The organism is Paenibacillus sp. ACRSA, assembly GCF_022346845.1.
Taxonomy (GTDB): Bacteria; Bacillota; Bacilli; order Paenibacillales; family Paenibacillaceae; genus Paenibacillus.
Map to the genome: position 1 here is coordinate 797,444 of NZ_JAKRNP010000003.1, position 12,543 is coordinate 809,986.

General features: G+C 42.9%; 8 protein-coding genes and 1 pseudogene. 3 read left to right on the forward strand and 6 right to left on the reverse strand.

The annotated features are described in order from the left end of the window. Nucleotides 1-20: 20 nt before the first annotated feature. Both MH215_RS13055 and MH215_RS13060 read right to left on the reverse strand, forming a co-directional pair. Entirely contained in the window at nt 21-1,484 is a 1,464-nt protein-coding gene (locus MH215_RS13055; RefSeq protein WP_239290690.1) for an alpha/beta hydrolase family protein, read from the reverse strand. Nucleotides 1,485-1,698: 214 nt separating this feature from the next. After that, nucleotides 1,699-3,081 carry an amino acid permease gene (locus MH215_RS13060; RefSeq protein ID WP_239290691.1) on the reverse strand — a complete coding sequence of 461 codons (1,383 nt, stop codon included), beginning with the start codon at nt 3,079-3,081 and terminating at the stop codon, nt 1,699-1,701. A gap of 216 nt (nt 3,082-3,297) precedes the next feature. Here MH215_RS13060 and MH215_RS13065 point away from each other — a divergent pair, with 216 nt between their 5' ends. Together MH215_RS13065 and MH215_RS13070 are read left to right on the forward strand one after the other, a co-directional pair. Continuing rightward, on the forward strand, nt 3,298-5,193 hold the full coding sequence (locus MH215_RS13065; protein WP_239290692.1) for an AraC family transcriptional regulator: 1,896 nt from the start codon (nt 3,298-3,300) through the stop codon (nt 5,191-5,193). Between the two features lie 188 nt (nt 5,194-5,381). Then, complete coding sequence (locus MH215_RS13070; protein WP_239290693.1) at nt 5,382-5,750, forward strand: DUF6713 family protein; 369 nt, start codon at nt 5,382-5,384, stop codon at nt 5,748-5,750. 104 nt (nt 5,751-5,854) lie between these two features. Here the strand turns inward: MH215_RS13070 and MH215_RS13075 are convergent, their stop codons facing one another. Next, nucleotides 5,855-6,844 carry a phosphotransferase gene (locus MH215_RS13075; RefSeq protein WP_239290694.1) on the reverse strand — a complete coding sequence of 330 codons (990 nt, stop codon included), beginning with the start codon at nt 6,842-6,844 and terminating at the stop codon, nt 5,855-5,857. A 681-nt stretch (nt 6,845-7,525) separates the two neighbouring features. After that, nucleotides 7,526-7,732, reverse strand: a pseudogene (locus MH215_RS13080) (cold-shock protein); the annotation flags it as partial. 179 nt (nt 7,733-7,911) lie between these two features. Between MH215_RS13080 and MH215_RS13085 the strand changes: the two are divergent. Beyond that, complete coding sequence (locus MH215_RS13085) at nt 7,912-8,835, forward strand: alpha/beta hydrolase fold domain-containing protein (protein ID WP_239290695.1); 924 nt, start codon at nt 7,912-7,914, stop codon at nt 8,833-8,835. 88 nt (nt 8,836-8,923) lie between these two features. On the opposite strand, the gene MH215_RS13090 is transcribed toward MH215_RS13085, so the two are convergent. Continuing rightward, a complete protein-coding gene (locus MH215_RS13090) occupies nt 8,924-9,796 on the reverse strand; it encodes an Eco47II family restriction endonuclease (RefSeq protein ID WP_239290696.1) in 873 nt (290 codons plus the stop codon). A gap of 559 nt (nt 9,797-10,355) precedes the next feature. Beyond that, nucleotides 10,356-12,530, reverse strand: coding sequence for a 1,3-beta-galactosyl-N-acetylhexosamine phosphorylase (gene gnpA, locus MH215_RS13095; RefSeq protein WP_239290697.1), 2,175 nt, complete (start codon nt 12,528-12,530; stop codon nt 10,356-10,358). Nucleotides 12,531-12,543 lie beyond the last annotated feature (13 nt).

Here is a 12,543-nt window from a genome sequence, read left to right on the forward strand (position 1 = left end):
TGCAATGACGAACGTAAGGATCATCCTTTTTGCAATGCATATGTCGGATGATCTCCAGCTTCGCCATTCAAGAGCTTCAATGGTTCGCCTTTTAACACATGATTGAAGAAATCGAGCGTTGCCTCGTTCACGAGTTCCTGTGTTCCTCTAGCATCTACACCCTGCGACCATTCCAGAATTGGGGATATGAGATAAAGATCCGAGAAACTGAGATGTTTTGTATTGTTCAGTGTCATCCAGTAGTTCCCGCCTGCAGTGACAGGCTCGTACCTTGCATATACCTCTTCATAATACTTCTCTGCTTCTGGACGAGTGGCTCCTAGAGCGGCAATGGCATTGTCATCCATCACACTTGTTCCAGCCAATGTCTCATCAGCACTCATCATCAGGAACGGCTTACCCACGCCTTGAGCTGGAATGCGCTTCTCTCCGAATAATACGCCATCCATGTTGATGCCTGCTTGGACACGAGGATCATCCATCAATATCTGTACGGTTGTTGCCCCGCCAAAGGAATGACCGAACATGCCGATACGTTCCAGATCCATATAACCTGTAAAGCGTCCTTCCAGGTCACTCGATGCCAATTGCTCGATCTGATTCAGTACAAATTGGGCATCCTTCACCCAAGTCTCGTTAAGCTTGTCCATATATTCAAATTGCAGTTGGTCGAACCCTTCCTTCCCCTCAGACTCGAACTGTGCCACACGCCCATCTTCGAAGATGGAGACCAAGCTGCTGTACGTGTGATTAATGCCAACCACAATATATCCCTGACTCACCAACTGTTCGACCTGAAATGTATTCTGTTTCTCATAACCATGCAGTCCATGCGAGAAAATAAGTATAGGATACTTGGCCTCTGCATCCGACAGCATTGCATCTTGGATAGCATGAGTCTTAACGTCACCTAAGCTGGAGAAGAGTGCTTTGGGCAGTTTCAGCACTTCATTGAAGGCGGTGCTGTACACTGCCGAATCAGAAACATAAGGTGCTGGTGTTCCCTTCACATCTTTATTCGTTGGATACCATACCTGTACCATTAGTTCGCGATGATTCCCAGTTTGTGTTGTGAACAACTCTTCACGAGTTTCGTCTGTCCAGTCATAAGAAACCGTACCAATTCCGTATGAACCCACTGGTTCTGCAAAAGTAAATACCGGAAATAACAGCGGCAGTCCTATGGTAACTGCAGCATAAATCAACACGAATAGCGACGTTGCAGCGACCCGTAGACGGCTCCACGGTTCTGCGGAACGTTGCTTTCCTCTACTAGAAATTAACATTAATATTGGGATAAATGTCATGACGTACCCTGGAATCATCGGCCACCGCAGCCCTTCCATCCAACCATGTAACAACAGTAACAGCAGCGATATTGCGAATCCGCCCCATATCATTGGGCGGCGTTTACGTGGATTAACCACCAACCCTACCAACATGACTACATTGAAAATGATGTAAATCCACTCTAACCATCTCATCGTTCTACTCCCTCCTTCGCTGCTTCGCATAAATATGTAACACTGTAAAATAGAGCAGCTTTTCTATCTCCTATCCTAGAACCTCCAGTTACAGGAGATTCAAGAACAAAAAAAAGATGAAGCTGAAATTTTCTCAGCTTCATCTTGGAATTTGAAATCTTACCACCATTAATAGTTAAGAGGCTTAATCCTTTTTCATCTATCCCATAGCTTATTAATGTCGAGTTGGATCTTGCTCGATTCGCTGCTTTTTCCCGATTCCGAACAGGAAATAACCGATGACTACAATCGCCATAAAGGTCGCTCCCACCAGCAACGGTAGCCGTGTATCTGGATTGAAACACATCCCAATAATAACAAGCACTAGATATACAATGATGATGTAGTTACTGATCGGGAACCATTTGGATCTAAAGTTGTGATCGCCCATCTCGTTGCCCCAGCGCTTACGGAACCTGAATTGGCTAAACGCCAGTGCAAACCACGGAACCATCCCTGGTAGAACGCTCGCACTGTAGATATATAAGAACAGCTTCGAATCTGGCATTAGATAATTCAGAACTACACCAATAAGCAACAAGGAAATCGTAACGATAATACTGTTGCGGGGAACCCCGCCCTTGGATAACTTTTTGAAAAAGGCTGGCGCCTGTCCATTCTCCGCGAGGGTATACAGCATTCGTCCTGCACTATAAATACCACTATTACAGCCTGACATCGCAGCCGTAAGTACAACGAAGTTAATGATCCCTGCTGCAGCCACAATGCCTACCTTAGCAAACGTCAGCACGAACGGGCTTCCTGTCTCCCCAACCTCATTCCACGGATACAAGGTTACAATAACGAAGATCGCCCCTACATAAAAGATAAGGATACGCCAAACGATGTTTTTGATCGCTTTGCGCAAGGTATACTTGGGATTCTCCGCTTCTCCCGCTGTGATACCTACCATCTCAACGCCCTGGTATGCTGCTGTGACAATACATAGTGCAAATAGGAATCCTTTTAGCCCACCTGGGAAGAATCCACCATGGCTGAACAGGTTCGATAGCCCAATCGCTTGACCGCCATTCCCCCAGCCGAAGAAGATCAGCCCTGTACCAATCACGATCATTGCAACAATGGCCGTCACCTTAATCATGGCAAACCAAAACTCGAATTCACCATAGAACTTCACCGCAGCCAAATTCGCGGCAGCAATAATTAGCACCCCAGCAAGCGCCGGAATCCACTGCGGAATATCCGGGAACCAATACCCCACGTAAATACCAATCGCCGTAACCTCTGCCATACCGACCGTTACCCATAGGAACCAGTAACTCCAGGCGGTGAGAAAGCCAGCAAGTGGACTAATATATTTGTGGGCAAATGTAGCAAAGGAGCCTGTTACCGGTTCCTGAATCAACATTTCTCCCATAATACGCATGACAAAAAAGATCACAATTCCAGCCAGCAGGTAGGCGAGCAATACGGAGGGGCCAGCCCATTTAATCGTACTTGCCGATCCCATAAATAAACCTACGCCAATCGTGCCGCCGAGTGCAATCAGCTCAACGTGCCTAGGCTTCAGCCCTCTAGATAGTTGCTTCGATTCCAAACGTCATTCCCCTTTTCTTGTGTACATTCTTCATGTTGTAAAAAACCGCCTTTTCACATCCACATTAACGCAATGCAGAATTACTTCACCAAATTGTACGAGATGTGTCGCAGAAATACAACAAGGAATGTGAGGAAGGATTGAAATGAGAATTATTATCAACTATAATAACAACAAAAATCCCATTCTGACATTCACTATGGATGAGGAGGCATCATGGATTTATCCACCTATATTCGGCAATGGACTCAATCGTCCTTACATATACTTGATGTTCGTTATACGCTAATCCCAACGGGTAAACAGCTTCCACCTTATCGATTTCCCGCGAACGCCTTCTTACTTGTCTCCCGAGGGCAAGGAGAATTTGTCCTGAATCAGACTTCCTACCTTGTCTCCCACAGTCATGTGCTTCATGGTAACAAAGGACTTCATATGGAGGTCATCAGTCAGGAGCCGTTGGCCTATTATCTCATTTTGTATAAGACAGAACATACAGCAAACACAGATCCTCTTCATGTGCTGGATGGTTTGCATAACGCATTGGAAGACTCTTTTGCCCTCCAAACAGATTATCCCGCTGTACTGCACCAACATGCACAGGAGTTGTATCATACTTGGATGGATGGCGGAGATCTAGCACGCTTTAAAGCACGCGCCATGTTTCAATTGTTTCTACATGAAATCATGCACCAACTGGATCAGCAGTCGGCGGTAACCGTTAAGCCGGATATTGTAGATCAGGCGATTCGATACATTGAAGAACACTTTGCCGAATCCGTAACGCTGGATGCTCTGTCGCGAGCGCTGAATTATAACGTGCAGTATTTATCTCGCAAGTTCAAATCCAAAATGGGACGTAGCCCCATTGATTACTTGATTCATTTTCGCATGGAGAGAGCCATTGTTCTGTTATCAGAAACCGATGCGACAGTTCAAGATATTGCGCGGCAAGTCGGTTACGATGATCTGTTTTATTTTATACGACGATTCAAAAAACATACGGGTCTCGTCCCTGGACAATTTCGAAAGCAAGCCGCTGAGCAGCAGTTATCGAATGTTACATACAAGAGGCTCACATCATCCATATGGAACTCTGCTTCTCTGAACTATACTGAATGGCGTAGCAACGCTGTCGATCATGTAGGCGAGAAGGGAGATTCATTCATGTCAAAAGAACACAAGACACCACTAGCTGTAGCATTGCTCATGTGCATGATGATTATGCTCAGTGCCTGCGGTACCAGCATTCAAACTGCTCAGACAAGCACGTCTGTTGAATATCAGCATGATATGGGCGTCACGAAGCTCGAAGGCACACCGAATAAAATTGCAGCTGCCGATTATCGAATCATGGATACCCTGTATGCGTTAGGTGTACATCCTCATGCCACAACCACTTATGGGGGCTCTACGGTTCTGCCATATATGGATGTAGATCAGCAGAATCCAGATATTCTGCCTTTAGGGGATAAGATCAATCTTGAAGCCGCTGTGGAAAGCGAGCCAGATCTTATCATCGCTCGTCACATTGAACCCGCCGTCTATGAGCAATTGAGCAAAGTAGCTCCGGTCATCGTATTCCGTGGGGATGGCGATTGGCGAGAAGAAATGAAGGAGATTGCCACTGTCGTGGGTAAAGAGCAACAGGCCGAAGACTGGCTAGCACAGTACGATCTCAAAGCAGCACAGTTGAAAGAAAAAATGGCACAGCATATCGGTGAAGATGAGACGTTCCTATTCATGCGTGTTCAAAAAAATGTACAGGTCGCTAGCCCTAATGTTCATCTGGGGGCAACCTTGTCCAATGATCTAGGGCTCAAGTATGTGCCTCAATTGGCAAACATGACGGATACGTACGAGACGTTATCTCTAGAAACACTCCCAGAGTTGAACCCGGATCATATCTTCATGACCATAGGCAAATCCACAGTTAGCCATGATGATGAAGCAGAGAAGCTGCTCGAAGAGATGAAGCAATCTGCCGTCTGGAGCAATCTGAAGGCCGTAAAAGCGGGAAACATTCACATCATGCCACAGTGGGTGTTTGGGGATTATCCTAATATTAAGGTTGAATCACTTGAACTTGTTGAGCAGGCTCTAGTGAAATAATAGTTAGAGTTCATCGTGCAACTCATCATTCTATTGGGAATTCCCGAAATTTAAAAGACTCTCCGAGATCGAATGGATCGGAGGGTCATTTTCTCGTACTTCATCAGCCTCAACGCGTTCTTGGAACCAACGCAACTCAACGCTCGTATCTATATCTGATGTTCATTCCGAATGAGGGGAGGCTCCGCATGCCCGATCTATTGTTGGTCTTATTTTTATTCAACCTCTCTCTATTTCTTCTGCACGAAATGGATGCCATTAGGCGATCCGAATGGAGATTGTTTATCGTACTGAAAGATATGGAAGACGACAAAGCCTTTAAGTACTTCACTTGGATTCACCTACCGCTGTACACCGTCATTCTATCGCTTCTATTTAGTTCGTATCAGAGTATTACCTTCTGGGTACTCGATATCTTTTTCATTATACATACTGTGTTACACTTCTTCTTCGAAAAGCATCCGCGCAATGAGTTCAAAAACAGCTTCTCCAGATCCATCGTCTACTTCATGGGACTGGGTGCAACCATTCATTTGATATGGTTAGCACTTCAGTAAACGTCAGATTCGAACGATGTAAAAAGTGGCGCAAAGGAGAAGGAATTCTCCTTTCTCCTTTGCTAACCACTCGCTTTGCGAAACCGTCTGTTAGAAACAACCCGTTAAACTACGATTCCCATACCCCGAAATTCATCCACAAAATCATTAAGCCAATCCTCACCATAATCTAGTGCCCCCATATCATTATCAATAAAGGCAACGTCCAGACCCATGACCCAGAAGCGCCGAGCCATGATAAAGAGATCAACGGCTTGTTCGTCCTCGGAAGAGAAGTTTCGAATAGAACGATAGCCGGACAGAAGCGCCTGCCATAACACATCCTTCTTCTCGCCAGATTGCCGCTTACGTGCCTTCACCTGAGCCAGATCATAAGCTCGCCATCCCTTAGCTACCCATTCAAAGTCATAATGAGTAAACACTTCCCCCTGCTGAAACACATTATTATTTCCATGCATATCTCCATGGCATAAGCCTACATCTAACCCATGTTGGGACGCAATGTTAATGCGTTCTTTCAATGTACTCGCGAATGTCTGTAGGAAAGCAGTCGCTTCATGTGTTTCACCAATATAATGAATAATCCGCTCAAGTGGTTGATCAATAAGAAATGATGTATCCAGTTCATAACGCGGCTGATTGACAACGACGTGATCTAACGCCTCATGCAGCTGTGCGGCAGATTGACCAAATGCATAACACGATGCCTCCTCCTCAAGATTGTTCTCTACTCCATCAATATAGCGGAACATTACGGCAATCCGTGTACCTTCCGGGGCATCTATAACGGTATATGTACTATGATCTTTCTTCGCAATATGCTCTCCGACATCTGTGTGGCTCGCAGAAGCCAAGGTTTCCTTCAATTGAGATAATACTTCTAATTCATACTTCACATCTGCTTCCTTGATCTCCGTACGATACACACGCAGAATATACAGTCCTTTTGACGTCTTTACTCGATATGTGTCATTTAGACCTCGTAGCCAGTACACGCATTCTTGCCAATTTCCAATGTCAAACTGCTCACTCATCATGTATTCTAAGTATCTACCATCTAGTACAGATCGCAAAGCTTTCGGTTGGGTGTACATGCACTATTCTCCTTCAAGTTAAATTTATAACAACCCTGATTCAGTCAGTAATGAAAGCGATACCACAATATTGCAAGTTGAACCTCGCAGTCCAACTTATGTATAACATATTATAGTTAACATTGAATTACCAGTTTTTATGTATTTGAATCTGGATTAGAGTAGTCTATGAAACTCATTTAGATTAAATAAATAACTTTCCGTGGCGTTCTTCGTGTCACCAATTCGATGTTTATACTGGTGTAAAGCTACTTCGTTAGCTTCAATCCGTTCTTGAAGATATGTAAATGATACTTCCCAAACGCCATACATCGGTTCTACCGTGTACGTTTTATATTGAAGCTGCTCCCAGTGTACCCAGAAGTATATGGCGGCTGTCGGATACAATCTTTTATAATGATCATAATCTTTGTGATTGAAAGTCACCGTGTACTGGGGATCGTATCCATAACGACCTGCTGAGAAAAAGGGTGTCTTCTGTGTTTTGAGATCGGCTAGTGTTCCTTGATCCGTGTTCAGTAGATCTATCATCGTTTTGCGAGTCTTTTTGTCTGGATGAACAATAAGATTACGATGGATGCGGGGAACAATCTCACGGACAAATGCCTCTTCTTCAATCTCCCCTGCCCGGCACCAATACAGCTTATCCTCGGTGTTATGCTCAATCGCTTGATTTCGCTCCAGAACCCGAACTTGAATCGCGGTTAATCCGCGTGGTGTCTCTTCTATACCATATTCAACGCTCTGGCCTTCTATTAATGTTTTGAACCCTTCTGCCTGGATGTTGCTAAAATGTACATTTACATCTTTACTACCATGATTACCTGAGATAAAGCCATATCCTCTGGTTTTGTTAAACATTTTCACCTTACCGTTGAACTTCGCCATTGGCACCCTCCTTATTATTCCACAATGTGCAATCAATCTCCTAAATTATAACATGTCAGTACTTTGAGTTTCACACTAACATACATAGCCTACCCGCTTTTCCAGCATTGACCTTGAAGTATACTTCAACCTTTATACTGTAGATGTATTACTTTTCTACCATGAAAGGCGGCATATAGATGAGTCTAAACATATATCCTAACAAACGTTCTGTTATGAGCTATCTCTTTGAGAAATATATCGGATTGCTAGACACCAAGAAAAATTTATCTTCACGGGAAAACACAATGAAGCATCTTGAGCACATGGGTACCCAGAATACCAAACCGTATCAGCTAGGGAAGGTTAAGCTAACGTCTAACATAGTCGAAGGCTCCTTTGAAGATATGCAGGTATTCACCTTGCATGATCAGCAGTCTACTAGCCAAAACGTAATTCTATATATTCATGGAGGTGCGCATACCCATCAGCCTTTGTCCTTTCACTGGCGGTTCATGGATCGCATGGCACAAGCGCTGAATGCCAAAGTTATCGCTCCAATCTATCCCAAAGTGCCTCATTTTAATTATCAGCATACGTACCCTAAACTCCTAAATCTGTACCGAGAAATGATTAAATCCGTAAAATCTCCCTCTCAACTCACCATTATGGGAGATTCAGCAGGGGGCAATATTTCACTTAGCTTCGCTCATTACATCAACATGAATTCTCTACCACAGCCCAAAGATATTATTTTGTTATCACCATGCGTTGATATGGTACTAGACAACCCAGTCATCTTTGATTATGAAACTAGAGATCCGATGCTCGCCTTAGAAGGATATGATGTGATTCGACGGATCTGGGCAGCCGATAAACCTTTAGACGATCCACTCATCAGCCCGATCTACGGTGATTTTGGAGGGCTTGGCAAAATTAGTATCTTTATTGGAACCCACGAGGGATTATTTCCCGATAATATGAAGCTTGATAAAATGCTTACGGATCAAGGCATTGTGCACAATACCTTTGTTTATCCCAAAATGAATCATGTCTTCGTGTTATACCCGATCCCTGAAGCCAAAGATGCTCAGCGCAAAATCATTGATATCATTAAACAGTAAAGGCGAATTTTAAGAAGAGTAGAATAGGTTTGCGCTAAAGACTTGAATCTATCAGCTTTAGCGTAACCTTTTATGAATCGTTTTTTGTTTACTTCACTTTTTTTCTTTTTTTACTTTCCTCTTCTTTCTTTTTACCCTTAGCTTTTTTCTTCTTCTTTTTCCCCTTGATTGCTTCGAAGCCTAGATAGTTTTCAAAATTTATTTTAGTGATTCCTTCTAGCAATTTTTTATTCTCGTCTTTCCCTAATCTTACTTGATTACCATTAATCAATGTGGCTAATTGTTCAATTACTGTCACTTCACTTGGTTTAATTTTTTCATTTTCCTTTAAACTGTTTATGTAATCTCGTAATGCGATGGGTAGAGCTTTATATAACTTTGCAAATGCTTTTTTATCTTCAGTCAATAAATAATAAAATTGATCACCCGAAATTATTTTCACATTAGGGTCAGAATACTCTTCATTCTTATGTGTAAATTTCCACTCTTCATTCTTTGAGGTTTGATCTATGATTCGAACGTAATAGCCGGTTTCTACGTTCCTTTCTCTTAATTGCTCCTTAATTTTTGAGAATAGATCCTTCTTATTTTCTCCCTTTAACGTGTTATGTTTGTTTTTGATTTCCGCTATGAGATTCCTGCCTTCACATACGATATCAATATCTTGACCAACAGATAAATTACAACATCCCTCTATCTTCCCGATTAATTTCTCTTGAAAGGTTCCTATCGCATTAGAGATCGTTTTGTCTGTTTGTCTTAATAGTTCGTTCTCTAGGTACTTCTTCATATCTATATTCAGTATGGTGGAATCGAATAAGAACTTAACAGGATCAATTCTATTATGAAAGAAATCCTTAATGTCCTTTTCTTTCAAAGCCTCTCTATACTTCTCATATAGAAACCCTACACACTCAAGTAAATCCTCATCAGTTATAAAAGATACATACTTATTTTGCATCTGATCCATCCCTCTCAGCGTATAAGAACTAATTATATTGCTTTCGCCACTGAATACATTGTCCCAATAATAATTACACTGAACTCCCAATACCAGCAGGTCTATAGACTAAATAAATCGTTTACTTCTTCTCTTTACATACATCGACTCAGTATCAAATATTTGTTATACTTCATCAAATTTTCACATGAGATATAAAGATGTCGTTATGTTTTCGTTATATTTTGTGAAGAAAAATCAGTTCAGCACTTGTAAGTTACATTATTCCGGGTATAATACCCGGTATATAGAAAAGCGTAGCTGACTGGAGTGAACAACGCCATGAGACGAAAAGCAATTTTTTCCTCATGTATTTTCTATCAAATAAATGTATAATACGCATTTAACTTATCAATCCAGTCGAAAATTAAGGTTTTCTGAACAATATAAACGGACGAAAGGACATTAATTCCGTTATATAATTTATCCCAGACAAAAAGCTCAAGCTTCCGACGAATCTCGTCAGTCGCTTGAGCTTTTTTTAATAGAGTTATACCGTAATCTTAAAACGCAATTATTCCTATACGGACTTAATCACACCAATATTCGTGATCACCGTATCATACGGTTCGAGTTCGAACGTTTGTTGCCCATACTCCGTATCAATCGTTGTGGACTGAGCCTGATCACTATTGTTGATCACGACCAATATCTTACTTTCTGGATAATAGGCACACTCCGTATACCAATTATCTGAAATGTATTTTGACTCACTCGGCTCATGACCTGCTAGGCGAATTAGATTAAGCAATAATCTTGCATTAGCCCAAGTGAATTCAAACGAAGACAGATAAATTCCTTTTCCTTTACCAAAGTCATGCGTAGACAGCGTAATGTCGCCATCTTGATCATTGACTACGGTTGCTGCTCCGTCGGTAAGATAAATATTATTTTTGCCTTTTATAGTCGCTCCCTCAGGAACTAATTGATGCTCATCCTTCACGGTATACGACCATTTGCCATGAACCACTCTTGCGCCAGTATCCTCATCAACGCCCAGCACATGTGCCATTCTGAAAAATTGGTCATACCCCTCTACCGCCGAAGGCTGATTCACACCAATGAAGGTTCCACCTTCATACACCCACTGCGTCAGAATATCTACACAAGTATGGTCATTCCAATGTTCTCCACCACTCCAGGCGGAGCCCGCCGAACCCGCATTAATCACGACGTCACAATCTGCAAGTGCTCCCTGACGGATATCTTCAAAATCAATAAACTGCACGTCAACCGGTAACCCGGACAACGCCTCATTAATATGAATCAAATCATGCATATACGTCTCATGGAAATGCCCAGACAATGTCCAGGATCTTAATTTCCCCCAACTATGCAGGATTGCTACCTTGGTCTTTAATTGATAAGGCTTGCCAGCCTGATGCAGCTCTTTCATCTCTCTGAATTCATCGGCAATCTTCTCAATATACGCCACAAAGTCAGGATACGGCTCAACCAGATGTAAGTATCCTCCCAGACCGATTCGATCAATCGGCTCTCTTAGCAGCGCACGCCGGATGTTAATCCAATATTTCTTCGCATCCAGTGTAGGATCTCCGCCCTCTTTGAACGTAGGCAGTCCACCTAATCCCACTGGGAACAGGTATGGATGCAAGCGGATCTCATGCGTATCCACTTTAATCTCTGAGCACATCCGTGCCTCATAACCAGAGAATACACATTTAATCATGCCATCGAATCCAAACTCTTGGAAACGATCATTGTAGGGCTCCATGCCCACCCAGCTATCATCGAAGAATACATAAGCTAACTTGTCGTGCCTGTGCACGATATCAATCAGCTGCTTCCCGAATTCAATGACAAAATCATTAATAAATGTCATCCAATCGAGTTTGCGCTGCTGTGCTGGAATGTGGCTAACCCGGTATTTCCCACCGTTCACAAAGTCCTCTGCCGTCAATGAATACCCGTACTTCTGGGCAAACAGATCCAGCGCTCTGGAGCTTACGGTAAAATCGTATGAGCCCCAGTCTGAGAACAGATGGCGATTCCGCTCATCACTACCCCAGATCCAAGCAAAGTTATAGAACAAGGACGTGAATCGCACAACCGTTGTTTCCGGATGCTCTACACACCACTTTTCCATCCAATCGAGCAGATAGGTTTGCGTTTCTGTATAGATCGGGTCAATCTGCATCAGATGCTCTTTGTCCCAATGATTGGTGGTGTGATTGTACATGGAGATCTCTTCCCAGATCCGATAAGCCAAAAAACTAACCGTGTATTTATGCCAAGGAACAATGCCAGTGAGAACCACATTTCCAGACTCCCGCTCATAATTCCACTGTTCACTTGGTACTTCCTTACCCGTCGTTCGGTCATACACCTGCCAATACTTAAACGCCTCTTTCGAGTCATTCACCTTAAACTGTTCAGCAAAAAAATCCTCCATCAAATAGATGGAAATGTAATCTTGCACAGCCACCTTTGGGTTCGTAATCAAGAAGCACTGTTGCAGCTTATCCAGATTACGAAATGCCCAATCGTTGTGATCCCGAATGATGCAGATGGTCGAGTAGATGCCGTATCCAGCATTAATAATCTCATCAGACAACTTGGTACCATCACTGTCACGGATAACATCGGCACCCCAGCGATCAGCAAGTTCCAGTGTTAACGCCTCATAACCGGATTCACCCGGTAATGTAAAAGAGCCTTTCGTTGTTTTCGACAACTTGGTTCCCTCC